The 25,095-nt window shown below is 34.5% G+C and carries 24 protein-coding genes and 1 other RNA gene; 17 read left to right on the top strand and 8 right to left on the bottom strand.

Features of this window, described 5'->3' with window-relative positions:
- Nucleotides 1-52: 52 nt before the first annotated feature.
- Together BN853_RS05795 and BN853_RS05790 are read left to right on the top strand one after the other, a co-directional pair.
- A complete protein-coding gene (locus BN853_RS05795) occupies nt 53-532 on the top strand; it encodes a helix-turn-helix domain-containing protein (protein WP_030005022.1) in 480 nt (159 codons plus the stop codon).
- A complete protein-coding gene (locus BN853_RS05790) occupies nt 507-1,022 on the top strand; it encodes a hypothetical protein (protein WP_052591301.1) in 516 nt (171 codons plus the stop codon). The genes BN853_RS05795 and BN853_RS05790 overlap by 26 nt, the downstream gene beginning before the upstream one ends.
- A gap of 20 nt (nt 1,023-1,042) precedes the next feature.
- Here BN853_RS05790 and BN853_RS05785 read toward each other — a convergent pair whose 3' ends face one another.
- From BN853_RS05785 to BN853_RS05775, 3 genes are read right to left on the bottom strand one after another with little or no spacing between them, the layout of a single operon-like run.
- Nucleotides 1,043-1,750 carry a hypothetical protein gene (locus tag BN853_RS05785; protein WP_030005020.1) on the bottom strand — a complete coding sequence of 236 codons (708 nt, stop codon included), beginning with the start codon at nt 1,748-1,750 and terminating at the stop codon, nt 1,043-1,045.
- A 42-nt stretch (nt 1,751-1,792) separates the two neighbouring features.
- Nucleotides 1,793-3,223 (bottom strand): ATP-binding protein, encoded by a 1,431-nt coding sequence (locus BN853_RS05780; protein ID WP_030005019.1) that lies wholly within the window; start codon nt 3,221-3,223, stop codon nt 1,793-1,795.
- Between the two features lie 20 nt (nt 3,224-3,243).
- A complete protein-coding gene (locus tag BN853_RS05775) occupies nt 3,244-3,909 on the bottom strand; it encodes a response regulator transcription factor (RefSeq protein WP_030005018.1) in 666 nt (221 codons plus the stop codon).
- A gap of 149 nt (nt 3,910-4,058) precedes the next feature.
- Between BN853_RS05775 and BN853_RS05770 the strand changes: the two genes are divergently transcribed.
- Nucleotides 4,059-5,591 (top strand): vWA domain-containing protein, encoded by a 1,533-nt coding sequence (locus tag BN853_RS05770; protein ID WP_030005017.1) that lies wholly within the window; start codon nt 4,059-4,061, stop codon nt 5,589-5,591.
- 84 nt (nt 5,592-5,675) lie between these two features.
- Here BN853_RS05770 and BN853_RS05765 read toward each other — a convergent pair whose 3' ends face one another.
- Nucleotides 5,676-6,179, bottom strand: coding sequence for a GNAT family N-acetyltransferase (locus BN853_RS05765; protein WP_030005016.1), 504 nt, complete (start codon nt 6,177-6,179; stop codon nt 5,676-5,678).
- Nucleotides 6,180-6,600: 421 nt separating this feature from the next.
- Here BN853_RS05765 and BN853_RS05755 point away from each other — a divergent pair, with 421 nt between their 5' ends.
- Both BN853_RS05755 and BN853_RS05750 read left to right on the top strand, forming a co-directional pair.
- Nucleotides 6,601-8,973 (top strand): hypothetical protein, encoded by a 2,373-nt coding sequence (locus BN853_RS05755; protein ID WP_030005015.1) that lies wholly within the window; start codon nt 6,601-6,603, stop codon nt 8,971-8,973.
- Nucleotides 8,954-9,655, top strand: coding sequence for a hypothetical protein (locus tag BN853_RS05750; RefSeq protein ID WP_052591297.1), 702 nt, complete (start codon nt 8,954-8,956; stop codon nt 9,653-9,655). The genes BN853_RS05755 and BN853_RS05750 overlap by 20 nt, the downstream gene beginning before the upstream one ends.
- 54 nt (nt 9,656-9,709) lie before the next feature.
- On the opposite strand, the gene rsmH is transcribed toward BN853_RS05750, so the two are convergent.
- Complete coding sequence (rsmH, locus tag BN853_RS05745; RefSeq protein WP_030005013.1) at nt 9,710-10,741, bottom strand: 16S rRNA (cytosine(1402)-N(4))-methyltransferase RsmH; 1,032 nt, start codon at nt 10,739-10,741, stop codon at nt 9,710-9,712.
- A gap of 231 nt (nt 10,742-10,972) precedes the next feature.
- On the opposite strand from rsmH, the gene BN853_RS05740 reads away from it, so the two are divergent.
- Together BN853_RS05740 and BN853_RS05735 are read left to right on the top strand one after the other, a co-directional pair.
- Nucleotides 10,973-11,866, top strand: coding sequence for a dipeptidase (locus BN853_RS05740; protein ID WP_030005012.1), 894 nt, complete (start codon nt 10,973-10,975; stop codon nt 11,864-11,866).
- A 34-nt stretch (nt 11,867-11,900) separates the two neighbouring features.
- Nucleotides 11,901-12,698: a glycerophosphodiester phosphodiesterase gene (locus tag BN853_RS05735; protein WP_030005011.1), complete on the top strand. Its 798-nt coding sequence runs from the start codon at nt 11,901-11,903 to the stop codon at nt 12,696-12,698.
- A 34-nt stretch (nt 12,699-12,732) separates the two neighbouring features.
- Here the strand turns inward: BN853_RS05735 and BN853_RS05730 are convergent, their stop codons facing one another.
- The 3 genes from BN853_RS05730 to ssrA form a co-directional block, all read right to left on the bottom strand.
- Nucleotides 12,733-13,833 (bottom strand): RNA-guided endonuclease InsQ/TnpB family protein, encoded by a 1,101-nt coding sequence (locus BN853_RS05730; protein WP_052591295.1) that lies wholly within the window; start codon nt 13,831-13,833, stop codon nt 12,733-12,735.
- Nucleotides 13,817-14,230, bottom strand: coding sequence for an IS200/IS605 family transposase (gene tnpA, locus BN853_RS05725; protein WP_052591479.1), 414 nt, complete (start codon nt 14,228-14,230; stop codon nt 13,817-13,819). Before tnpA ends, BN853_RS05730 begins: the two co-directional genes overlap by 17 nt.
- Before the next feature lie 262 nt (nt 14,231-14,492).
- Nucleotides 14,493-14,840, bottom strand: a transfer-messenger RNA (tmRNA) gene (gene ssrA / locus BN853_RS08760).
- A gap of 217 nt (nt 14,841-15,057) precedes the next feature.
- On the opposite strand from ssrA, the gene potA reads away from it, so the two are divergent.
- The 10 genes from potA (at nt 15,058) to recN (ending at nt 25,088) form a co-directional block, all read left to right on the top strand.
- Nucleotides 15,058-16,119 carry a spermidine/putrescine ABC transporter ATP-binding protein gene (gene potA, locus BN853_RS05720; protein WP_030005008.1) on the top strand — a complete coding sequence of 354 codons (1,062 nt, stop codon included), beginning with the start codon at nt 15,058-15,060 and terminating at the stop codon, nt 16,117-16,119.
- Nucleotides 16,119-16,964: an ABC transporter permease gene (locus BN853_RS05715; protein ID WP_030005007.1), complete on the top strand. Its 846-nt coding sequence runs from the start codon at nt 16,119-16,121 to the stop codon at nt 16,962-16,964. The genes potA and BN853_RS05715 overlap by 1 nt, the downstream gene beginning before the upstream one ends.
- Nucleotides 16,957-17,742 (top strand): ABC transporter permease, encoded by a 786-nt coding sequence (locus tag BN853_RS05710; protein WP_030005006.1) that lies wholly within the window; start codon nt 16,957-16,959, stop codon nt 17,740-17,742. Before BN853_RS05715 ends, BN853_RS05710 begins: the two co-directional genes overlap by 8 nt.
- Complete coding sequence (locus BN853_RS05705) at nt 17,739-18,815, top strand: ABC transporter substrate-binding protein (RefSeq protein ID WP_030005005.1); 1,077 nt, start codon at nt 17,739-17,741, stop codon at nt 18,813-18,815. The genes BN853_RS05710 and BN853_RS05705 overlap by 4 nt, the downstream gene beginning before the upstream one ends.
- A 134-nt stretch (nt 18,816-18,949) precedes the next feature.
- Nucleotides 18,950-19,318 (top strand): transcription antitermination protein NusB, encoded by a 369-nt coding sequence (locus tag BN853_RS05700; protein ID WP_030005004.1) that lies wholly within the window; start codon nt 18,950-18,952, stop codon nt 19,316-19,318.
- A 4-nt stretch (nt 19,319-19,322) separates the two neighbouring features.
- A complete protein-coding gene (gene xseA, locus BN853_RS05695) occupies nt 19,323-20,669 on the top strand; it encodes an exodeoxyribonuclease VII large subunit (RefSeq protein WP_030005003.1) in 1,347 nt (448 codons plus the stop codon).
- On the top strand, nt 20,662-20,874 hold the full coding sequence (gene xseB / locus BN853_RS05690; RefSeq protein ID WP_030005002.1) for an exodeoxyribonuclease VII small subunit: 213 nt from the start codon (nt 20,662-20,664) through the stop codon (nt 20,872-20,874). Before xseA ends, xseB begins: the two co-directional genes overlap by 8 nt.
- Nucleotides 20,875-20,883: 9 nt before the next feature.
- Entirely contained in the window at nt 20,884-22,737 is a 1,854-nt protein-coding gene (gene dxs, locus BN853_RS05685) for a 1-deoxy-D-xylulose-5-phosphate synthase (protein WP_030005001.1), read from the top strand.
- Nucleotides 22,727-23,431, top strand: a complete 705-nt coding sequence (locus BN853_RS05680; protein WP_030005000.1) for a TlyA family RNA methyltransferase — start codon at nt 22,727-22,729, stop codon at nt 23,429-23,431. Before dxs ends, BN853_RS05680 begins: the two co-directional genes overlap by 11 nt.
- 1 nt (nt 23,432) lies before the next feature.
- Entirely contained in the window at nt 23,433-25,088 is a 1,656-nt protein-coding gene (recN, locus tag BN853_RS05675; protein WP_030004999.1) for a DNA repair protein RecN, read from the top strand.
- Nucleotides 25,089-25,095 lie beyond the last annotated feature (7 nt).

Below are 25,095 nucleotides of genomic sequence, written 5' to 3'. Positions count from 1 at the left end.
GTTGCGTGACAACTACTAGTAAAAGTAATAGAATAAATGCAGGAGGTGCCAAATGATCGATCAAATTCAAGTAGGAAAGAAAATTAAAGAAGAACGGTTAAATAGGGGTTTAACACAAGATGAATTAAGTGCAAGCCTAAATATCAGTAGACAAGCCTTATCTAAATGGGAAACAGGGATCAGTCTGCCTCCAATTGAAGCCGTTGTTGAACTAGTGAGACTACTAAATATGTCTATTGAAGAGTTACTTTGTTTAAACAAAGCAGTCCCAATCGATAAAGACAATCTGTTTGTTAACCACAGTCGTCTTTATGTGATGGATCAGTTGTTAAAAGATAAAATAGACATCAAGCTAGAAGAAGTATTTTATCAACTGAGTAAACAAGAGCGTTTGAGAATATTACACGCGATTCGTGAGGGTAAAATGAAACGCCCTAACCAGTTTCACGTTTATTTAAATGAAGCAGAAAAAAAATTCCTGTATGGAAACAAAAGGAGAAATGACGATGATTGTAAAAAGAATGATGATTGAAGATAAAGAAATGTTTGTTCAATTAACCAAAGAAGAAGCCATAAAATGCTACTTAAACAACGAGGTTATAATCTTCACAGATGAAGGTGAAAAGGAAGTATTTATTGAATCACTTGAATCTAAACAACCCAAGTCCAATAAAAAGATGAAGCGAATGCTTGGATTACTGCCATTTTTAGAAGATGAACAACTTTCCTTACTGGTGGATGAAATCATTAAAGGTGATGAGACAATTGAAAAAGATTTAATGTCAGTGGTACCGTTTTTGAATCAAACAGATTGTGATCGATTGTTTGATAAGATAGTAATTGAACATAATACCTCAATCAATCCAATAAGCATCGCACCATTTGTTAGCGAAGAAGCATTAAGTCATTTGGTCGATAAATTCATTGAAGGTCGTTTGAAAGAAGAGCTGATGGATGATATTTATCCGTTTTTATCAAGCAAGGACATTAACCGATTGTTTGCCTACCTTATAAATAAATAATAAAAAAGTCACGAACCCTCTTATTGTTGTAGGTTATCGTGACTTTTTGTTTGATTAAAAACTTGAAGCAGGTCGTAACTGATCATTAAAGTATTTTTTAGACTATCATCGACACTTTGATCAAGGGTTGATATTGTTTCAAAAAACGAATCAAATGATTGTTCAAATAGCAATTGTTGATTGAATTCATAGGATTTTTGGTAGTAGTATTGTAAAACCTCTAGACTTGCTATTTCATCTTGTGTCAATGTTCTACCAAGTCTTAATTCAATGTATAAGTTTTTACTTATTTCACCGCTATACTTGTTAGATTTTAATTCTTGTACGAACGTTTTGATTTCATTAAATACAACCACGTCCGTGATCGATGGTGTGACATCTATTGAGTCTAAGGCATCATTTAGCTCTTTTGATGTATAGTTTAGGATTTCTGTGTAAGAGGTAGCATTTAACGATTGGTAAAGTTTCAAGTAGCTTAATAATAAATGATAGTTGTCTTTTGCAGATTGCTCAAGCGGGTAACCACGATAAACCTGATAAAGTATAAAGAAATCTGTTTCAATGTTTCCGATTTGATAGAAAATATCGTTTCTAGGGGTGTCTGTGTAAGTGAGGCTTGTTTCACTAAAGTAGAGATTTGGTTGAATCTGTCCATCCGCTGGTTGATAACCAGCACAACCAGTTAGGACTAATAGAAGTATTAGTAATACAAGCAATCGTTTTTTCATCTGTGGTCACCTCCTTTAAGGTAATCGTATCAATTAGTTATGTCAAAGTGATGACATTTCAATCATCTTTCTTGGAATGTCTACTCTAGCAACCACGTCACTGCCATCGTTGAAGAGCGCTAGATTCAAATCATAGAGTTCACATATTTGTTTGACAATGGAAAGCCCTAAACCGGTGCCTTTTTCATTGTCTTTTTCATTATTTCCACGATAAAAAGGCAAGAATAAATCTTTTAATTCATCTTCATTTAAATGACCTTGGTTTCTTATCGTTAAACTGAAGTATGGCCCACTGAGTTCACCCAATAAAACAACTTCGTTATTTTTTGTGTAAACAATGGCATTCTTGAGTAAATTCTTTAATAGTAATACAAAGAGTTCTTCATTCATTTCAAGTACGGTTTGTTTGAATCTTGAAGTTATTTTAACACCTTTTTGCTTAGCGAGTTCAAAAAGAGAATCGAGCTGATCAATGGCTAATTTCGTGTCGCAAATATCGTTTGGTTTAATTTTATCTTCTAATTTGAGTGAGTAGGTTAAGTCTCTTGTCAATGATTCAATGGCATCGATTTGATTTAATAACTCGTTTAGGTACTTATCTTTATCTTTGTACCTACCGACGCCATCAATCATACCTTCAATCATGCCCTTCATCACCGATAGCGGTGTTCTTAGTTCATGATTAATCATGTGAATGAGTGCTTTTTTCTTCTCTTCTTGTCTCTTTTCAAAAATAATATCTTTTTCTAGTTTTTGATTTGCCTCATCTAGGGATTGATAAGACACTTTTAAATTATGAGTCATTTCATTTAAAGCGGTAATCAATGTTTGAAATTCATCTTTACGTTTGAGTTTTAATTTACTTTGAAAATTAAGTTTTGAAAGTTCGGTTGCGTAGGTAGTAATCTTCTTTATTGGTTTTGTTATACCGTATGAAATGATTAAGGATAATATCGCAATCATAATAAAGAAGAACAGGCCTTCAGTAACATTGATTTGATTCAAAACAGTGTCGATGTTTCTTAGTGATTGAATACGTGTTTGAATAATTAGATAAGTACCCAGTTCAAATTGATAAATGTAGTTGATGTGGTAAATGTCGTCTACTAATGTTGTGTGGTAGAGCAAATTACCTTCTTTTTTGGCGTTTGATTGGTCGTAAAGGTCAATAACGAATAAAAGCACAGATGACTCATCAAGTGTGATAGAACCAACGCTTTCCTTGATGCCGTTATTGGTGTACAAGATGAAACTTGTTTCGCTTGAGAGATTCATTAATGACGTGTCAGATAATGAAGTACCTGATTTAATTTTATCGGTGTTACTTAAAATCGATGTTTTGACATTATTAATGTTTTCTTCAATGTATAGGGGTAAAAACCGTTGTCTTGATACATAGTTACTCACGATGAAAACAAGAGAAAAAGAAAGGAGTAACAATAAAAATGTTTTGATGAATAAGCTTATTTTCATTGTAAGACCCCTTTCTGATGTTATTTTTCGAATTGATAACCTGTTTTATATATGGTTTTGATGTAACTACTCGCAGGACCTAATTTTTGTCTTAAACGTTTGATGTGTGTATCAACGGTTCGATCAAAACCATAGTAGTCATAGCCCCAAATTAAGTTTAATAAGTCATCTCTTGAGAATACTCTGCCGATGTTAGTAAGAAATAACTGCATGAGTTCCCATTCCTTTTTATTTAAAGCAATCTTTTCTTGGTTGACAAAGAGCTCATATCGCTCGAAATGATAACTTAGTATACCGTAAACCTGTGTGTGAATTGGTTCTTTATCGTACCGAGACAAGATAGCCTCTATTTTTTTAAGAACAATCTTTGGGCTGTATGGTTTTGTGATATAGTCATCGGCTTTGTATTCAAATCCCTTGAGCTGTGATTCTTCATCGGTTAATGAAGATAGCATCAAGACTGGGACGTCCTTGGTTTCTTTGATTTTCTTTAATAAATCGAACCCATTGATGTGTGGAAGCATCACATCAAGTAAGACTAAATCGTAAGTCTCCGTAGTGATTGTTTTTAGGGCGATAAAGCCATCAAACAGCTGAGTGATGACAGAAGATGGGTAGGCTTCTTTTAAATAATCATGTAACAGGTCGTTTAAGTGAACTTCATCCTCAATGATAAGTATGCGCATAGAATCCCTTCTTTCCTAGTTCAATGATAACACAAAAGGTTCTTAAATTAATAATCAATTTGATTTGTCACAACTTTGTCATAAGTTTACCATTGGTTTGACACAACTTAAGGTTAAACTTGAGACATAGAAACAAGGAGGAATTAATGATGAAAAAACAAATCATGTTATGTCTAGCCTTACTAAGTTTGATGTTGTTAAGTGGCTGTAGTGGCTATCAAAATGGATTTATGGATTATGGCCCAAAAGACCGTGGGGAGTACATTGAGTCTGAAACCTACGATGAAATTATCGAGAATGATTACATTAGAACGAGTGATATGCCTGTTTCAACTTTTTCAACCGACGTCGATACAGCATCTTATTCTAATATTAGAAGGTTACTTAACGAAGGGGTTCTACCTTCAAAGAATGCGGTACGAATTGAAGAAATGATCAATTATTTCTCTTATGAATTTGAGGGACCTAGTGATGATGAAGACCTAAGGATATATAAAGAAATCGGTGAAGCGCCATGGAACAAGGATCATCAACTCCTTATGGTGGGTTTAAAAACAACACCGTTGACATTTAATCAAACTGTTGCTATGAATTTGGTGTTCTTGATTGATGTCTCAGGTAGTATGTCAAGCTACGATAAGCTACCTCTATTAAAAGAAGCCTTAAAGACATTGGTGGAAAATCTTCGTGATAAAGATAAACTATCGATCGTTGTTTACGCCGGTAGTGCTGGTGTTGTTTTAGAAGGTGGCGATATTAGTGACGTTTCAGCAATCAATAACGCCATTGATCGTTTAGAAGCTGGTGGTTCAACCGCTGGTGGACAAGGCATAGAACTGGCCTATAAAGTTGCTAAAAGACAGTTCATAGTAGGTGGTAATAATCGTATTATCATCGCCTCTGATGGTGATTTTAACGTTGGAATTTCAAATCCAGATGAGTTGAAAGAACTGGTTAGTAAAGAAAAAGACTCAGGTGTATTCTTAAGTGTTTTAGGCTTTGGAACAGGCAATTATCGTGACGATATGATGGAATCAATTGCACAAAATGGCAACGGGGTTTACTATTATATTGATACCATCAAAGAAGCTGAAAAAGTATTGGTTTATGAACTAGGTGCCACGATGAACACTGTCGCAAAAGACGTCAAAATCCAAATTGAATTTAACCCAAGCTTAATCAAAGGATATCGATTGATCGGGTATGAAAACAGACGATTAAACAATGAGGATTTTAATGATGATGACAAAGACGCAGGCGATCTTGGATCTGGGCATGTGGTTGTGGCATTTTATGAATTAGTCCCAATCTCAAGTCAAACAAACATCACAGAAAAATCATTTGATGAAACTTTAGAGTTGAAATACGATGGAACCAACTATGAACATGAAATTTCTACCATTTCACTTAGATACAAACACAAAGATAGTGATGTATCATTAAAAATTGAGTCGATCGTGACTTCAGAAGATCAAAAGTCAAACAACACAAAAGATTTCTTATTTGCAACCAGTGTGGTTGAGTTTGGATTGCTTTTAAGAAATTCCGCCTACAAAGGTACTGCAAGTTACGATGCGGTCATTGCTCGCGCAGAAAATGCGCTATCAAGTGACCCATTTGGTTATCAAAAAGAATTTATCGAACTGGTTCAACAAGCAAAAAGACTCAGTCTTAGAGATTAATGAACCTCTGAACATATCCCCCTAAAAAGGAAAAAGTCGAATAAATCGACTTTTTTCTCTTTGTAAAGAGTCTTATAAACATGCTTACTTTATATCAATCCAGTAACGTTCGACAAGTGTATCTCTATCTTCTCTAACATCCTCTAATATACCGCCATTTTTCTTAATGGTAGAAGAAGAAGCAGTGTTTTCTTTGTCACAGACAAGTAAAACACGTGAAATGCCAATTTTTTTCGCCTCAGATAATGCAAGTTCTAGTAGCTTAGCGCCATAACCGTTACCACGTTTTGATGGACGAATACCAAGACCGATGTGACCGACGTTATGAAGAAGTGCTTCGTTTAGTTCGTGTCTGATGTTAGCTGATCCAATAAAACAATTGCTACTTTCATCAAGTAAGAATAACGTTGTAGTTAAGACGTAGTAAGTGTCACGGGCATCTAAGTTTTCCTTATAAAATTTAAATTGATGATAATCATTTTTACGAATGACATAAGGAATGATTTTTTCCCCAGTTAAAGTCCATTCGTCCATCATCTCATTTAGTAATGTTTCGTGTGTATCCTCAAGTTTGACTAGTTTAAGCATGTGTGTGATTTCCTCGATTCTAAGAGATTCTAAGGAAGATTGTATCACAACACGCAGACCAAATCCATTGTTTTAAAGTAGGTTTACTTATCTAATTCTTTTTAGGGAGAATAATGACATAAATGGTTTTGTTAATTTTATGATATAATAGAGTAAAATTAATTAAAATACACTTGAAATGAGGACTATTAATGAATGGGTTAACGTATTTGCTTAAAGGGATTCTAACTACATTTGCTCGGTTAATTAAACCGATATATTTGATTATCTGGTTTATTTTGAAATGGTTCAGCTCAATTCTTGTTATTTTATATAGGCAATTTCATCGTTTTTTCATTGCCCCACTTGGATCGTTAATCGTGTATCTTTCTAAGCAATTACTCAAGGGCGGGCGTTTTGTGATTTTAAAAATAGATGTTTTTTGATTAAACCATTAAGAACGATGTTGGTTTTTGTTGTTAAGTCTGTCTTTAAATGGTTAAACTATGGGTATAAAAAATTAATAGAATACATTTTTAAACCAGTAAAAAATGGCATTGTTTTTATCTATCAGGTAATCATCAAGAAAAGCATTTGGTATCTCTATAAGAAACTAAGTCCAATGATAAAAACAATATACAGAGGGATCTATTTGGTAATAAAAAAAATCTATGAGGTGCTATCGTTTATCGCCATTAAGCTTTTTAGCGTCATAAAAGTCGTTTTAGGTAGGTGTTTTAAATTTGTTACATGGGTTTATGGTGGTATTGCAAGATTACTTAGGTGGTGTTATCGTCACATACTACGAATGATACAGTCACTTTTTGAAGTGTGGGTTAAGATGTATGTATTTGTCTTAAAGCTTCCAAGCGGTTTATTCTTATGGGTAAAGAAAACCCTCTTCGGGATAATTTGGCTGTTTAAAGCCTTCTTATATGTGTTTATATTTAAGTTAGTCTTTCAAGGACTTAGTATATTATTGAATAAATTATTGAAGGTTCTTGAATTAAGCTTAGCCTACTTGTCTGACTTTATTGTATTTATTCTTCATATTTTTGAGCCAATCGGTTATCAATTTAGACGTTTATTTAGTGCAGTTAAAAATTTCATATACGACTATTCGAATGACTATTTTAATTACACAATGATCATCTTGTTTTCACCAGTGTTATTACTGATATTCTTAGCCTTATGTTTGCTATATGGCATTAAATCAATCGTTAGGATCTTATATATAGCTTGTCAATCGATTGCAGGTATTGGTGTATCAAATGTCTATGAGCTGATTAAGTATAAACACAGCTATCTACCAAGTCAACTTTTCTATCAAAGTTTGAGATCAGTCATCAAAGAAATAGAAATCGACGCGCTTTTTAAAAATGGTTATGCATATGAGCGATTAATGATTGAATCGTTTGTCTTTAGAATACTTAGTGTCATTTTTTTGCCTGTCTTTTTTATAGGGTTAATGCCTTTAAGTTTATTTGGATATTTATATCTCATTGTCAGGCGAATTAGGTTGCCACTAGATGCGAAATCTAATTTCTTATTTGAACACCTGATTATTAATAATGAGTTAAAAGAGGTTGCATACATACGTTCGTTTACGTTTCAAAATGCACCGGTGACAATTGAGATTCTCTCAAGCGCTTATGAAATTAACCACACCAATACCTATGTTTTTGATAAAGAAGCAGCCACAATTCATATTCGAATTTCTTATCAAGGACAAATGAAACGATATGAATTGAATCACACACAAAGTACAAATGCTCTTTTGCTTTATGAAAAAGAGGAAATCAAGCGAGAAATACAAAAACAGAAACTAGACGGCTTTGACTTGCCTAGTGGTAACTATGAAACGTATTATGAACCAACTAAAAAAGGTGATTGGATTGAACAAGGAAAATTCTATATTCGCCCCTACCGTAACAAAACGGATGTCCTTATCACGATTAAGAAAGAACAACACAAAGTAAGCGAACGTGTAAGCGTATTTGTTATCAATAAGAATCGAATAGAAAAACTAAAAAATCAGCGCGAGATCTATTTGCGCAAAGGTGCTAATTTACGACAATACTTAAGTGATATACTTTCTTTAAAATTCACTACTAATCAAGTTATCACGAATTCAGGTAAAATCAAAAAGTGTTTATATGGCACTTATGACGTGACTTATGCCATCAAAAACACAGAGGTCGTGATTACACAAAGAATCATTATACAGCCAAGCAAGATCGAAACTCTAAAGTTTAAAAAACTTTTAAAGAAACAAATCGAATTCATGGAATCTGGTGTGGACTTTCCTAAGGAAATAACAAATAGTTGGTGTTTATCTGAAAGCTTGAGCTATTACAATAAAGGACTTGAAGTAAATAAAAAAGAAGATTTGTTTGTGTCAAACCATAAACAAGCCTATTTGTTAGTAAAGCTAAACTCACTGAATCAATCGTTTTTAATACGGGTGTTAAATAATGAATATGTGCACAACTATTACGAGAATCAAAAGGACGTTCTAGTAAAACGATTAATTAATAAGAATCGGCCACTTAAGAAAATAGAAATTAAAAAACAGCCCCATTATATCATTAAAAAACCATTAAGCTGTGGCCTATTTAAAATGGTGATGATAACATCACTTAATCAACAGGTCTTATCTGAAACTGGCTTGATAAGACAAACAAATAAAGCAATCGAATTAACAGTAAAAATTTATCGTCATCCATTTGAAAAAAGAGTGTATATTGTAACACTTGATCTGGTGGATGAACATTTATTAGAAAGGAGAAAGAATAATGAATTTAGTGATCAATGAACTCTCATTAGACACCTTTAAGAAATTTATGACAAGTCTAAAACTAGAATCTACCTATCAAATCTTAGATGAGCGTATTGATAATCAGTCACTAGAAAGGGCATTTGAAGTTCAAATAACCTATAACGAACAATACGACGTCTTCTTTGAGATGACGCCTCAAAAAATGTATGACCTTGAAGTATTTTATCCATTTTTGTTTCATGACGTGGAGTCGTTTTACCGCGTTATCGCTAAGCTCTATTACATAAAGAACACAGGGACTTTACAAACCGATTTGAGTTACTTAGATTATTTCTTTTCCCATCGACCTGAGCGGACATTCTTAAAGTATGACTCGTTTGATGTAGATGATTATTTTCATCAACATGAAATTGATGTGTTGGCATTTCGATCAAGCCAGTTGTACGTCCAAGTATTTCAAGAATTTAAGGATGAAATGACATTTTCTGTGATTGTTATCCATGAAAATAAAGGTCTCGTTAGGCATACCTTTCTCTATGTCAAGGATGTGATGGACTATTTAGTGGATTTATTCAGCGGAAAAATAGTCTATATGCTTAAAAAAAGACGACTGATCGGTGATGTTTATTATAAAACCTTAAATATGAATCATAAAGCAGATTTAAGGTATTACCAAAAAAACCAGTTAAGATTAAACAATAAAATGCTTACATTTTAAGCGAATAGAAAAAAAAGACCAACCTTTAATTAAACTTAGGGTTGGTCTTTGTTGTTAGGTTTTGATGGCAGTTCTTAATTTTGCTGATCTAGACCTAGGATTTTGATAAATCTCGTCATTAGATGGGCTTATTGGACCATCAATTTGTTTGTAAATCCCTTCATTGTAAAAATGTTTGAAGGCTTTTTTGACTAAACGATCTTCCCCTGAGTGAAAGGAGAGTATAGCAACCTTCCCACCAGGGTTTAGGAAATTAGGTAGTTTGTCTAAGAGTTCAAATAATACTTCGTATTCGCTATTAACGTCAATTCGAAGTGCTTGAAATGTTCTTGTTGCAGCTTTTTTAGTGGCATCATCTCGATCGTTTTTAGGTAAAAACGCAAGTGCGTTCTTTATGATTTGATAAAGTGCTTTGGTGGTGTCAATTGGATTACCACTGTGTTTCTCCTTTGTAATCTCTAAGGCGATTTGGTGTGCATAAACTTCATCGGCATTCTCGATTAACATACCCTCGATTTCATCAGTTGTTAACTCTTGAAGTCGGATGCTAGCAGGAACGCCCTCTGAAGGGTTCATTCTTAAGTCGAGTGGGCCGTCTTGTTTAAAGGTGAAACCACGTTTTGGATCATCAATTTGCATTGATGAAACACCTAAATCGGCTAGGATAAAATCAAATGTTTGACCAATTAAATCAAGGTCTTTGAAATTCAGGTGGTGCAAGGTGAAATCGGATGAAGTAAAACCTTGGCTTTCCAATCGTTCTTTGGTTTTTGGTAGTTCGATTGGGTCTTGATCGGTCGCGTGCAAGTGACCTTTGTGGTTTAACACGTTTAGCATCTGACTTGTATGACCACCATAACCTAAGGTTAAGTCTAGTCCGATTTGCCCTTCTTTAATATCAAAAAAATCAAGAATTTCTGTTGTCATAATGGGGCGATGCATCCCTGCTGGGGTATTGCCTTTTTCGATGACTTTTAAGATAGTTTCTTGGTATTTTTCTGGGTTTTGTTCTTTGTATTTTTGATTAAATGTTTTTGGGTAGGTGCCTTTATAGCGTTCTCTACGTTTTGGTTTTTCTGTTGTCATATGATCACTCCACGTCAATCATACCATGAGATGCAATAGAATCAAAGAAAATCAAACCTAGAACGTTTGGTTATAGGAGAAATCGCCGTACAAAGACCTAATAAGTTAGTTGTTAAAGAATATATTATTTTAAAAGGTATCAAGCGTGATATTTAAGTCTTCAAAGTAGTAAATAAGAGATAATCAGCAGTTTTATTATGTTATACTAAGTATAGAAAAGAGCTGATATGAATGAAAAAAATCAAAGTGTTTGATGCGCATACCGACATCTTATATGATTGTTATCAAAGCAGTTTAAAAGGTGATATAAATAGGTTTAATGATTATCATTATAACCAGTTAAATCATCATATGACTGGTGGTATTTGGACTGTTTATTCACCGGATGAGTTTAACTTATTTGAAGCATTAGAGGTGAGTAAATCATTGGTTGATTTAGATCGGTTTGAAGTCATATTAGGTATTGAAGGGCTTAGAAACTTAAAAGATGTTTTTGAATTAGAAAGAATTTATCAACTGGGGTATCGACACGCGATGCTAACTTGGAATGAAGCAAATCAATATGCAACAGGTGTCAATGGTCCAAAAGATCAAGGACTCACACAACATGGCTATGAAGTACTAGATTTTATGATTGAAAACGATATGATTATCGATTTATCACACTTAAATGAAAAGTCTTTTTATGATGTATTAAACTACACAAGTAAAAATATTTTAGTATCTCATAGTAATCTAGCAAAGTTAATGGATCATAAAAGAAATCTAACGGATGATCAACTAAAAAAACTAAAAGAGGCTAATGGTTTATTATGTTTAACAGCAATCGGTAATTTTATCGCTATTGATGAAAGCGATAAGAACCTTGATACATGGATGAAACATTTAGAAGAAGCAATCAAAATCATGGGGATCGATAATGTTGGTTTTGGTTTTGACTTTATGGATTACTTTGGTCCAACCAAAACAATGAATTTAGAAGAACTAAAAAATGCTTCTGAAGTTGGTGCATTATTAAAGAAACTAGCAGAAAATGGTTATAGTAAAGAAGATATTGAAAAACTGACTTACTATAATATTTATAATCGTTTTAGTCGACATATCTATAAACAATCAAATCAGTAGAAATATATTTAAGTGTCATGAAGGAGTATTTTAAATGAAACATGGATTAATGAATAAACTCATCGCTCATCGTGGTGGTAAATATATTGGTCTTGAAAACACCAAAGAAGCTTTTCAAGGGGCAATTAATCTAGGTTATTATGGTATTGAGTTAGACATACAACCAACAAAAGATGGTAGACTGGTTGTTTTTCATGATCTAAATATAAAAAGATTAGCTAATGTAGATATGAATATCATTGATTGTGAGTGGGACTACTTAAAGACAGTACTACTTACAAAAGTAGAAGTCGATCAACAAACATATCATGGTCATATCATGTTGTTTAAAGATTTTTTAAATTTAATCAAAAACACTCAGTGTAGAGCATTCATTGAAATGAAAGAAACCTTTAGTACCTTTTACGTTCATCAAATGTTTGAAATCATTGAGTCATCAGGGATAGATAAAAATCAAATCATTATCATTGCCAATTTGGCTAGTATTTCAATACTAATTGAGATTAGAAAAATTAATCAAGACATCAAGTTACAGTTTGTCGCAAAAACTGATTATAGAAACTATTTAGATGATTGTATAAAATATCAAATCGACTTAGATATCTCTAAGAGTATTTACCTTGAGAATAAAGAAGAATTCATCGATAATATCAAGAGGTTCCATGAGAACGGATTAGAAGTTAACTGCTGGGTAGTTGATGATACAGCACTTCTTAAAGAACTAGAAGAGATCGGTGTTGATTATATAACGACAGATTCAGTGAACTACCCACCACTTAATCGAAGTGGGGGCTTCCTATCCAAACCAGCGTACCCGCCAGTGACTCAATAGGCTATCCCCGTAGTCCCTACGGTTCTGAATCCTTTTATAACTGAAATGCTAACTTATATTGTCTTAATCCTTCTCTGTTGATATTGATCGCTGCGTTGTGATCTCGATCTAGGTGTAACTCACAATTTGGACAATCATAGACTCTCTCAGATAACTTCAAATCTGTTTTGATGTCCCCACAACAACTACATCTCTTAGATGATGGATACCACTGATCCATCATCATTAGGCTTTTACCCTGTGTTTCTAACTTGTACTTTAAGAAGGATACAAATCTAGTCCAACCAAATCTAGATATCTGTTTGGCGTAATATGGACTTGTTTGAGACATATCTATCAGATTCAAACCTTCTACACTCACCAAATCATAACGCTTGGCTATCGCGTTAGATAGTTTATGTAGGAAGTCATCTCTTTTATGTTTGATTCTTTCATATAACAAGGCGATTTCTAATGCCTTCTTATCATAGTTACTAGACCCTTTGACTCTTCTAGATAAACTTCTTTGAAGGACTCTAAGTTTGTTAAAGTCTGTTTGTATGTCTTTAGGATAGTCCATCTTAAATCCTTCACTATCGACATAAAAATGAGTCATTGAGAAATCTAGTCCTATGGCATCTTTGACTACTTGTTTCTGAATCTCTTTTTGGTATTCATATAGAATAGAGACATAATACTTACCTGTACTACTCTTTGATACAGTTACGCTTTTGAGAATCATCTCACTCGGTATGGTTCTGTGTTGTTTAATCTTCACTTCACCCAGTTTAGGTAACTTGATATAGCCTTTTAATAGAACGATATTATTATTCACTCGATTGGTTGTATACCCATAGTCTTGTTTCTTAGAACGAAACTTTGGTCGTTCTTGTTTATGATTGAAGAACCGTTTAAAGGCTTTTTCTTGATTGAGTTGTGTATTAGCTAAAGATAACGAATCGACATCTTTTAAAAAGGGATAGTCATTCTTATACTGAGCTGGTGTAAGATGAAGGCTATTTTTCGTGAGTTCATAATGTCTCTGTTTATCTTCTAACATCTTATTCCATAAAAAGCGATTATGGCCTAAGGTCATATGAATCAAAATCTTTTGAGATTCATTGGGATAGATACGAAACTTAAAGGCTTTGTTCATCCGGTTCACCCTGACTTTCGATATACTGTTTGATTACTTCAGTCGGTGCACCACCCGAAGTTAACAAACAAAAACTTTGACTCCAAAAGTAAGACTTCCATAGTTGTTTACGAACGGATTCAAATTCTTGTTTGATTAATCGAGATGAAGCGGATTTGTAAGCATTGATGAATTTGGATAATTCTGTTTTAGGATGACTTCTAAATAGAATATGAACATGATCAGAATCGTGATTCCACTCAATAAGTGTAATATGATAGTTAGAAGCGATATATTCAAAAATATCTTTAGCGCGATTAGAGACTTCATCATTGAAGACTCGACGTCTATATTTGGTGACTAAAATCAAGTGATAGCATAACATAAAGACTGAATGTGAATTCGTGTCTAATTTTATCATAATAAGGCCTTCTTTCATATTACATACCAAGTGTATAATATATTTATATTATATCATATTTATATGTAATAATCAATCTCAAAAATGAAAAGAATCAATTCATCTCGCTACCTGTAGAGGAAGGGGACTTCTTGATTGTGTTGTTAAAATTTCATAACTAAAGCCAAGTGAAGTCTTAATACGACGTTATTTGGTTATTTTTCTATATACATATAACAAAAAAAGACTTGAATTTAATCAAGTCTTTCATAGTCAAATTTGGTGGAGATGAGGGGATTTGAACCCCTGTGCAAGATCCTAAACTGTAACACTTTCTACATGTTTAGTCGCTCAGTTATATTCATCTAATAGACATAGAACGACATATTTCTATTAGACTAACCCTATTAATTCATCTAGTTGCTTAAGGTGGCAACAACTAAATATATCTTACTAAATTGGGCCGTAGTCTAGGTCGTAAGAAAACTTAGAGTTGGCTCGCACTTTTTCTTAAGCAGCGAATTGTAAATTTTGGTTTCCGGTTATTTAGAACCTCGTGTGTTTTTACTTGCACCACCAAGACATGCTTATGTTACCTTTAAAACCGTGACGAATCCGTAACATCCCCGCGTAGTTATTATATATCAAAGAATCCCCTTTTACAATCGATTTCAATTATTATTGTTGACATCTGGTTTAATTACTATATAATAGTATTGAATTTGGTTTATTGTTGCTTAACTTACAGTTTACTTATACTAAACTAGAAAAAGTTTCAAAGGGTTCATAAGCCATAGAAAAACAATAAGTTTACTGTGCGTAAACATAGACCTAGGGGGCAAAAAATGAAGAAAATAATTGAGCTTAAAGGGATTACAAAAGAGTTTGGTGGACAAATTGTCCTAAGAGGTATTGACCTTGATATTTTTGAAAATGAATTTGTGACACTACTTGGGCCATCTGGTTGTGGGAAAACAACCACGCTTAGAATCATTGGTGGGTTTGTAGACCCATCGCAAGGTGAGGTGCTTTTTAATGGCGTTGACATGAAAAATGTGCCGCCACACAAAAGACCTACAAACACAGTGTTTCAAAGATACGCATTATTTCCACACCTTGATGTGTTTGAAAATGTTGCGTTTGGACTTCGTTTAAAAAAAGATTCAAACGATAAGCGATCAAAAAAAGAAAAAGAACAAGACATTGTCGATAAAGTAACCAAATATTTAAATATGGTGGGCTTAAAAGGCTTTGAAAATAGGAACATTCATAAATTGAGTGGTGGTCAACAACAACGCGTGGCGATTGCACGTGCATTAATTAACGAGCCACAAGTGCTATTACTTGATGAACCGCTAGCGGCACTCGATTTGAAACTGAGACAAGAAATGCAATACGAGTTAAAAGAAATTCAAAGAAATGCCGGAATCACATTCATCTTTGTCACACACGACCAAGAAGAAGCTTTAACAATGAGTGATAAGATTGTCGTGATGAATGATGGCGAAATCCAACAAATCGGAACGCCTGTCGACATTTATAATGAGCCAATCAATCAGTTTGTGGCATCCTTCATTGGTGAATCCAACTTGATTGAAGGCGTGATGAAAGACGATTACTTAATCCATTTTGACGACAAAGACTATGTTTGTGTCGATAAAGGGTTTAAGAAAAATGAAGTCGTTGACGTGGTTTTAAGACCTGAGGATTTAGATATCGTATCACCTGAGGAAGGTTTTATTAATGGGGTTGTTGATAGTGTGGTCTTTAAAGGTGTTCACTATGAAATCGATGTTAAAACTAGCCACCGTACCTATACAATCCACACGACGGATTTCCATGAAGAAGGTAAAGAAGTATCCATTATATTTACACCAGAAGACATCCATGTTATGGAGAAATGGTAATGTTTAGAGAACCGCTTAAACGAAGAGAACCCAAACAGTCAATCAAAAAGACCAAAATGGATTCCGTCGTCTTACTAGGGATCCCATATTACGTGATTTTAACCTTCTTAATCGTAATTCCTTTGGGGTTAATCTTATTATATGCGCTAACTGAACGTGTTAATGATATGTTCTTAACATTTTCATTGAAATATTTTGTTCAGTTCGCACAAGAACCGCTATTTATTAAGGCAATGGTTGACTCAATTTATTTAGCCATTGTTACTACGATTGTAGCTTTAATGATTGGTTATCCAACCGCGTTTATTATTTCAAAGAAAAAAGCTCGAACGCAAGCGCTAATGATTTTAATTCTAACTGCCCCGATGTGGGTCAATATGTTACTAAGAACCATGGCATTAAAACAGTTGTTTGAAATGTTCTTACCAAATTTGCTTGGGGGTAATTTCTCAATTGTGACGGGCATGGTATACGTGTTCTTACCGTTCATGGTGTTGCCAATTTACACGGTCTTATCAAAAATAGACCCTAAATTATACGAGGCAGCTCATGATTTAGGCGCAAACCGCTTTGAAACGTTTATGAGAGTCACTTTACCACTATCAATCACGGGTGTTTTATCAGGTATCACAATGGTGTTACTACCAGCGGCAACCACGCTAGTGATACCTAAATATTTAGGTGGTGGTCGTTACTTGATCGGTAATTTGATTGAAGACCGTTTCTTAAAAAACGGAAACTGGGGCTATGGTTCTGCCATTGCCATTATCTTATCTGTCATTATCATGATCATGGTTTATTTAACAAAGAAACTCGATAAAAACCCGGAGGTGGATCATGACTAAACTACGTAAACATGCCTCGAAGATTTTTATGGCCTTGGTGTTGTTATTCATTTATGCACCGATTTTATCGATGGTTATTTTCAGTTTTAATGAAAATAAGAGTTTGACACGATGGGGTGGTTTTTCATTCCAGTGGTATGAAAAATTATTTGATTCCCAAGAGATTATGGGTGCGGTTACCATGACCATATTGATTGCCGTGGTGTCGACACTGATTTCAACGATTATTGGTACCTTTGCAGCACTTTCATTATCAAAAAGCAAGAAATTAGTTAAAGATATCATTCTAACGGCGAACAACGTGCCAATCGTCAACCCAGAGATTGTCACTGCGGTAGGCTTACTGTTGCTCTTTGTGTCGTTTCAACTACCAAGAGGCTATTTGACGATGCTGTTGGCACACATTGCCTTTAGTATCCCATACGTGATTATCACGGTTTATCCTAAAGTGAGAAGTCTTGATCCTAATCTAGCTGAGGCGGCCAAAGACTTAGGAGCAACCCCACTTCAAGCGCTACGATTGGTCGTGTTTCCTGAGATAAAAGTAGCGGTCATTGCAGGGGCTGCGATTGCCTTTACAATGAGTTTCGATGATTTTGTGATTTCCTACTTTACGGCAGGATCTGCAACCAATATTTCGATTTATCTTTATACCTTAAAACGAGGCATAGAACCTACGATTAATGCCTTATCAACCATTATTATTGTCGTTATCGGTTTAATAGTAACCAGAAATTTTATGAAAACAAAAAAAATACAACAGGAGAGTGAAGAATGAAAAAATTTATTTTATTAAGTAGTATACTAATGAGTAGTTTATTCCTACTTGCGGGTTGTGGTATCGTTGATACAATCTCATGCATAGGAAAAGATAGTGTTAAAGTATTTAACTGGGGTGAGTATATGGACCCAGCAATCATCAAAAATTTTGAAAAAGAACACGATGTTTGTGTGAAATTAGTGACGTTCGATTCAAATGAATCTGCCATAACAAAAATGAAGACAGAAAGCTTTGATGTCATCATGCCAAGCGATTATGCCATTGAACAAATGGTAGGTGAAGACCTATTAGAAGTGATTGATTGGTCAAGAATCGATAACCTAGACAAAACAACGGGGTTAGCTGATGGACTCAGCTCAATCTTAGAAAGCGTACCGTTTAATTTACTTAATTACGGTGTGCCTTATTTCTGGGGTAACGTCGGTATTGTTTATAACAAAGATGAAGTGACTTTAGCAGAACTTCAAGAAAAACAATGGAATATTTTTAAAGAATCTTACGACATTGCGTTCTATGACTCTGCAAGAGATGGCTTTATGGTTGCATTAAAACAATTAGGCTATTCAATGAATACCTCAAATACGGCAGAATTAACGGAGGCAGAAGACTGGTTAAAAGAGATTGCTGGAAAATCTAATGTAACTTTCTTAACCGATGAAATCTTAGATGATATGCCAGAATTAAAATACGATTTAGCGCTTGCTTATTCTGGGGATGCCATCTATTTAATGAGTGAACAAGACAAACTTGGCTTCTTTGTTCCTACGGTAGGAACAAACGTTTGGGTAGATGCAATGGTCATTCCAAAGAATGCAAAAAACAAAGACTTAGCCTACGACTTTATTAACTTTGTTTCTTCTTATGATCAAGCGTTACTAAATACAGAATACGTCTATTATTCAACACCTAGAAAAGATGTTTATGAAGACGTGATTTTAGAAGATGGTGAGTTCTATGACTACATTGATGCGTATGAAGTCATCATTAACGAACACGATGAAGTATTTGCATATTTGCCTGAGGTTAAAAACTTCACAAGTGATGCTTGGGCAAGAATACGTATTTCTTAATTTAGACAACAAAACAAGCGTATACGACCCGTTCTTTGGGTCGTATTCTTTTTTTAGTAATAATAAAGAGATTTCGTTTAAAAAAACAAACATTTTATGATAGAATAGTAAAGAGTCAAGGAGTGCTTAATTATATGAAAACAGAACATGAAAAAAGAGTCAGTTTAATGACACTTTTGTACCAACAAGATTTAAATCCTGAAATGCCTTTGTCGTTAGATGAGGAAGTCATCGACACTTTTTTAGCGATTCAAGCCAAAAAAGAAGATGTAGACTACGTTATCAAACGTAACTTAACTAACTATACCATTGAACGTTTATCGTTTGTTGACCGTGCGATCATACGTTTAGCGGTCTATGAAATGATGTTCACAGAAACACCAAAACCAGTCGTAATTAATGAAGCCATCATTTTAACAAAAACATTTTGTAATCTTGATGATGAGAAACAAAGCGCATTTACCAATCGTTTATTAGATAACATCAAAAAGAACCTAGGGTGATTGTATGAATGATATCAAGTATTTGACGGTATCAGCAATAACTAAATACATCAAACACATTTTAGAAAATAACCAACATCTGCAAAAGATTTATCTAAAGGGTGAAATCTCAAATCTGACCAAACATTCGCGTGGTCATTTTTATTTCACATTAAAAGATGAACAGTCACAAATTCGTTGTGTCATGTTTCAAAACTACGCTTCAAAAGTGAATTTCAGCCCAAAAGATGGCGATAAAGTACTTGTTTTGGGTCAAATTAGCGTTTATGAAGCGGGTGGCTCTTACAGTTTAAACATTTACACGATGGAGCCAGATGGCATAGGCGATCTTTATTTGGCTTATGAAAAACTAAAAAAAGAACTTCAAGAAAAAGGTTATTTCGATCAAAAATATAAAAAACCAATTTCAAAGTACCCCGCAAGAATTGGCGTGGTTACCTCACCAACTGGTGCGGCAATTAAAGACATTATTCACACAATCGAAAGACGATATCCGCTTGCTGAGGTTATCTTATACCCGGCCATTGTTCAAGGAAATGACAGTAAAATAAGCATCAAGAATTGCATTGAAAAAGCCAATCAAGATGATTTAGTCGACACACTGATTGTGGGTCGAGGGGGTGGCTCGATTGAGGACTTATGGGCGTTTAATGAACTCATTGTTATTGAAGCCATCTTTAAATCAAGATTACCAATCATCACTGGTATTGGCCATGAAACGGATTTTACGATAAGTGATTTTGTTTCTGATTTAAGAGCGCCTACGCCAACCGCAGCCGCCGAACTTGCTACACCAAACAAAGACGAACTGCTTAGTCGAATGAACGAAATCAAACTGAGTTTATATCGAAACTTTAATGGAAGGCTCGATGAAAAGAAAGTCAGGCTAATGCATGTTGAAGAACATTTGATGGCGAAAAGCCCGATTGAAAGAATCAATAAACAAAAAGAAAAACAACAAGAACTTAGCTACTTGTTAAATCGAAATTATAAATTATTAATTGAGTATAAGAAAGATGTATCTTCCTATTTAGACAAACGACTAGGATCCTTTAATCTTACTGAATTAATCAAACAAAAAGAAAAAACACATCGGCAACTCGATGATAGACTAAAACAACAAATAAACTACGTATTAGAATCCAAAGCTCAACAATTTATTATCTTGAAAGAACAGCTCAAGCACTTAAATCCACTGTCTTATATGGACAAAGGGTATTCAATTAGTTTAATTAATGATAAAAAGATTGCGAGCGTGGATGACGTAGAAATCAATGACACGTTAGAAACCATCTTAACGGATGGAAAAGTCTATTCTGTTGTACAAAAAAAGGAGAAGAACCATGACTAAATTAACCTTTGAACAAGCCTTAGAACAATTAGAAAAAACCGTAAAAGCGTTAGAAAATAAAGACATTTCATTAGACGAAGCCGTTAAAATGTATAATGAAGGCTTAGAGCTATCAAAGCTTTGTTACGAACTAATCAAGAAAAGCGAAGCGATGGTCGTTAAACAAATGACAGACCAAGGCTTAAAGGAATTTGACGTAGAATAGAGGGTTAGTATGAATTTATATGACATTAAAGACCCCTCGTTCTTAAAGTCTTTATCCACTAAAGAACTGATCGAACTATCCAAAGAAATCAGGGCTTTTTTGATTGAAAACATTTCAAAAACAGGCGGGCATTTGGCATCAAATCTCGGTGTTGTCGAATTATCGATTGCGATGCACTATGTGTTTGATAGCCCAATAGATCAATTCATATTTGACGTTGGGCATCAAGCCTATACACACAAAATTTTAACAGGACGAGCTAAAGAGTTTCCAACACTTAGAAAATACAAAGGCTTGTCAGGTTATATTTCTTATAAGGAATCCATCCATGATTTATGGGAATCTGGTCACGCAGGTAGCTCAATCTCAGCAATGATGGGTTTTTTAGCAGCTAATCAGTTTCAAGAAAAAAAAGGCGAAGTCATTAGCTTAGTTGGGGATGCCTCGATCACCTCAGGGATGAGCTTTGAAGCACTCAACTTGCTTGGCTCTGACGCCTCTAAAAAAGGGATTATTATCCTTAATGATAACAATATGAGTATCTCAAAAAATGTGGGCTCCTTATCAAAAATACTAACTACCCTTAGAGGCAACCGTTTCATTTATAAAACCAGAAAGATCTTTGAAAAACTCTTGCCAGGGTTTGTTTTTAAGGTTTATCGACGATTTAAACGAATGATTAAGGCGTTATTTCAATCAGGAAACGTCTTCGAAGAACTTGGATTTGTCTACATCGGACCAATCAATGGAAACGACCTTAAAACAGTGATTTATGCATTAAACCAAGCGAAAAAGATGAAAAAAAGTGTCGTCATTCACGCTGTAACTGAAAAAGGAAAAGGCTATATGGCAGCTGAACAAGATGACTTTGGTGATTACCATGGGGTGTCTGCTTTTGATGTAGCAACCGGAAAAATGATTAAAGAAAACGATCAGTTAAAAAAATCTTGGAGTGAAGTCATTTCAACTGCGCTATATGAGTATCAATCAATTAAAAAAACCTTTGTCATTATGCCTGCAATGATTATTGGAACGAAATTTCAAAAATTCTATGATACGTTTAAGGACCGAATGATTGACGTCGGCATCGCAGAAGAACACGCGGCTTCAATGGCAGCAGCAATGGCGTTAAAAGGGGTAAACGTATTCTTACCACTGTACTCCACTTTCTCACAACGCGCTTACGATCAATTACTAAATGACGTCGCAAGAGCGGATTTAAACGTGGTGATTGCCATTGACCGAGCTGGTTTTGTCGGTGATGACGGGTCAACCCATCAAGGCATTTTTGATGTGTCGATGTTCTACACCATGCCAAATGTCGTCATTTCAATGCCATTTAATGCGCAAGAAGCGTTTGATTTAATCGCTTACGGTTTTAGTCAACCACACCCGTTTGTGATACGTTACCCAAGGGGAACAACACACTTTGATACAAATCAGTTACCGTCGTTTAATCAAATGAATGGCCAAACTTGGTACGACTTACAACAGGGCAAAAACGGATTTTTAATTGGTTATGGTGAAAATCTAAACTTATTGTTAGAGGCAAACGATGCCTTAGGACTTGATTACACAATCACCAATGCCCGTTTTATTAAACCAATTGACAGCCATTACTTGGATCAAATCATTAAAACCAATCGACCGGTTTTCATCTACGAAGACGTCGAAAGTAGTGGTTCGTTATACGCTCAAGTGTTAAGATACTTAATTGAGAATAACTACAAAGGCAAGATTGGTTCTTTAACTTACACGAATAAAATCATTTCTCACGGTTCAATATCAGACAATAAAAAAGACGCTGGGGTCTCCTATAGCGATTTAATTCACCGATTGAAGGCATTTAAGAATGAGACTTGATCTATACTTAGTCAAAGAATTCAATCTTGAATCGAGATCAAAAGCACTCGATCTAATTAAAACCAATCAAGTGATGGTCAACGGTCAACTTTCAAGTAAACAGAGCTACGACGTAAAGCCAAACGATCAAGTTGAAATCATAAAACAATTAGAATATGTCTCAAGAGGTGGTAACAAATTAGAAGATGCCATCAATTTTTATCACCTTGAGTTTAAGGACAAAGTGCTTCTTGATGTGGGCTCATCAACGGGTGGATTTACGGATTGTGCACTCAAACATGGGGCAAAAAAAGTCTACGCTTATGACGTTGGAAGTGATCAACTTCACGAAAGCTTAAGAAGCAAAAAAGAAATCGAACTGCATGAAAACACAAACATTTTAGATGTCTTGATGCCTGTGTCTTGTGACTACGTATCGATTGATGTGTCATTCACATCAGTAAAACCCATTTTAAACCATTTGAAAGACATTCAAGCGACCTTTATTGTGTTAGTCAAACCTCAGTTTGAAGTGGGCAAAAAAGAAGTTAAAAATGGAATTGTTAAAGATGAAAAAAAGCAAACCGATGTGGTGCTTGGTATGATAAGTTACATGAACTACTTGGGTTTTACTTACATCGGTCATAAAAAATCAGATTTATTGGGTAAAAAAGGAAACCAAGAGTACTTACTTGTCATGAAAAAAGGGGAATAAGATGCTTAAAACGTTAAAGATTGAAAATTTAGCCATTATCGAAGACCTTAATCTTGAATTTGAACCAGGTATGACGGCTTTAACCGGGCAAACAGGTGCAGGGAAATCCTTGCTGATTGACTCATTAAAGCTGCTTTTTGGTGCAAGAGCAGACCAAGATTTAATCCGATTTCAAAAAAGTCAAGCCACCATTGTCGGTGTTTTTACGAATTTAGGTACAAAACTGAAACAAATCCTTGAGAATTATCAAATCAAATCCGAGGAATTAGTCATCAAAAGAATCATGAGTCGTGACAATAAAAATCAGATACAAATCAATCAAACCACGATTACACTACAGGACTTACGAAAAATTGCTTTTTATCTAGGTGATATTCATGAGCAACATGATGTATCAAAGCTACTGGATCAAAACCTACAACTCTCCTTAATTGATCAAATCGATCGATTAGAAGTTGAACCATTGATTAATGACTTTGTCATCGCTAAAGAAAGTTATTTATCAGCCAAAAAGAAGTATACACAAGCCTTAGAGAAAAAAGCCGTAAAAGAAAAGGAAATTAAAGCACTTAAAGAAGAGATCGATGAACTTGAAAAAGCAAAACTCGATGCTGAGGAATTAACAACGCTTAATGAAACCATTGAAAAATTAGAGAACCAAGAAAAAATTGTTTCAAGCGTTTCAAACGCCTACGAAATCTTGGAAGATATGTATCAAAAACAATCCTTATATGACGCAGCAATGAGTTTAAAAAAAGTCAAAGATTATGATGTAATCTATGAAAAAGCAGTCGATACCATTTTAAATAGTCATTACGAATTAGAAGCACTAAGAGACGAGTTAAGTCAATCGCTTGAAGTCTTTTCATTTCACAGCAGTGAGTATTTAAATGAACTTCAAGAAAGAGATTTTTTTCTCAAAAATTTAGAGAAAAATTACAATAAAACCATTAATGAATTGATTGTCTATTTAAAATCGATTAAAGAAGAAGTCTTGATGATTGAAGACTATGATGGCTACGTTTTAAATTTAAAAAAAGACCAAGATCGATTGTTTAAAGAAACCTTAGACCTTGGTATCAAATTAAGAGAAAAACGGGAAAAATTATCCAAACGTCTTGAACATGAAATCATCACGGAGTTAAAACTGCTTGATTTGGAAAAAGTACGATTTCAAATTGCTTTTGATGAGCAAATGGATAACTTTTTTGAAGATGGCATTGACCTAGTCACGTTCTTAATATCTTTAAATGAAGGTGAACCCTTAAGGGCGCTTTATAAAACGGCCTCAGGTGGTGAACTTTCAAGATTCATGCTTGCCTTAAAGATTGTTTTTTCAAGACATCAACGTATTAATTTGGTGGTGTTTGATGAAATTGATATGGGCATCAGTGGAGTGGCAGCCTCAAAAGTCGCACATCGTATGAAAGAACTATCCAAAGATATTCAAGTACTTTCGATTACACACTTAGCCCAAGTGGCTGCAATTGCCAATAATCACTACAGCATCACTAAAGTAGTAAAAGAAGGTAGAACCTTTACCGAAGTATCTAACTTAGAAACTGAATCTAGAGTGCGTGCGATTGCCGAGATGTTATCTGGTGAACGCATCTCATCTTACGCCATTGAACACGCAAAAGCCTTACTTGAAAAATAAAAAAAAG

The organism is Paracholeplasma brassicae (assembly GCF_000967915.1).
GTDB lineage: Bacteria > Bacillota_I > Bacilli_A > Acholeplasmatales > UBA5453 > Paracholeplasma > Paracholeplasma brassicae.
The sequence above is the reverse complement of the archived record's forward strand: the minus strand, read 5'-3'. Positions and strand labels throughout refer to the sequence as shown.

Excerpts from the sequence above, each read along its gene's own strand:
- BN853_RS05795 (WP_030005022.1), top strand. The coding sequence starts at position 53 with ATGATCGATCAAATTCAAGTAGGAAAGAAAATTAAAGAAGAACGGTTA.
- BN853_RS05790 (WP_052591301.1), top strand. The coding sequence starts at position 507 with ATGATTGTAAAAAGAATGATGATTGAAGATAAAGAAATGTTTGTTCAA.
- BN853_RS05785 (WP_030005020.1), bottom strand. The coding sequence starts at position 1,750 with ATGAAAAAACGATTGCTTGTATTACTAATACTTCTATTAGTCCTAACT.
- BN853_RS05780 (WP_030005019.1), bottom strand. The coding sequence starts at position 3,223 with ATGAAAATAAGCTTATTCATCAAAACATTTTTATTGTTACTCCTTTCT.
- BN853_RS05775 (WP_030005018.1), bottom strand. The coding sequence starts at position 3,909 with ATGCGCATACTTATCATTGAGGATGAAGTTCACTTAAACGACCTGTTA.
- BN853_RS05770 (WP_030005017.1), top strand. The coding sequence starts at position 4,059 with ATGAAAAAACAAATCATGTTATGTCTAGCCTTACTAAGTTTGATGTTG.
- BN853_RS05765 (WP_030005016.1), bottom strand. The coding sequence starts at position 6,179 with ATGCTTAAACTAGTCAAACTTGAGGATACACACGAAACATTACTAAAT.
- BN853_RS05750 (WP_052591297.1), top strand. The coding sequence starts at position 8,954 with ATGAATTTAGTGATCAATGAACTCTCATTAGACACCTTTAAGAAATTT.
- rsmH (WP_030005013.1), bottom strand. The coding sequence starts at position 10,741 with ATGACAACAGAAAAACCAAAACGTAGAGAACGCTATAAAGGCACCTAC.
- BN853_RS05740 (WP_030005012.1), top strand. The coding sequence starts at position 10,973 with ATGAAAAAAATCAAAGTGTTTGATGCGCATACCGACATCTTATATGAT.
- BN853_RS05735 (WP_030005011.1), top strand. The coding sequence starts at position 11,901 with ATGAAACATGGATTAATGAATAAACTCATCGCTCATCGTGGTGGTAAA.
- BN853_RS05730 (WP_052591295.1), bottom strand. The coding sequence starts at position 13,833 with ATGAACAAAGCCTTTAAGTTTCGTATCTATCCCAATGAATCTCAAAAG.
- potA (WP_030005008.1), top strand. The coding sequence starts at position 15,058 with ATGAAGAAAATAATTGAGCTTAAAGGGATTACAAAAGAGTTTGGTGGA.
- BN853_RS05715 (WP_030005007.1), top strand. The coding sequence starts at position 16,119 with ATGTTTAGAGAACCGCTTAAACGAAGAGAACCCAAACAGTCAATCAAA.
- BN853_RS05710 (WP_030005006.1), top strand. The coding sequence starts at position 16,957 with ATGACTAAACTACGTAAACATGCCTCGAAGATTTTTATGGCCTTGGTG.
- BN853_RS05705 (WP_030005005.1), top strand. The coding sequence starts at position 17,739 with ATGAAAAAATTTATTTTATTAAGTAGTATACTAATGAGTAGTTTATTC.
- BN853_RS05700 (WP_030005004.1), top strand. The coding sequence starts at position 18,950 with ATGAAAACAGAACATGAAAAAAGAGTCAGTTTAATGACACTTTTGTAC.
- xseA (WP_030005003.1), top strand. The coding sequence starts at position 19,323 with ATGAATGATATCAAGTATTTGACGGTATCAGCAATAACTAAATACATC.
- xseB (WP_030005002.1), top strand. The coding sequence starts at position 20,662 with ATGACTAAATTAACCTTTGAACAAGCCTTAGAACAATTAGAAAAAACC.
- dxs (WP_030005001.1), top strand. The coding sequence starts at position 20,884 with ATGAATTTATATGACATTAAAGACCCCTCGTTCTTAAAGTCTTTATCC.
- BN853_RS05680 (WP_030005000.1), top strand. The coding sequence starts at position 22,727 with ATGAGACTTGATCTATACTTAGTCAAAGAATTCAATCTTGAATCGAGA.
- recN (WP_030004999.1), top strand. The coding sequence starts at position 23,433 with ATGCTTAAAACGTTAAAGATTGAAAATTTAGCCATTATCGAAGACCTT.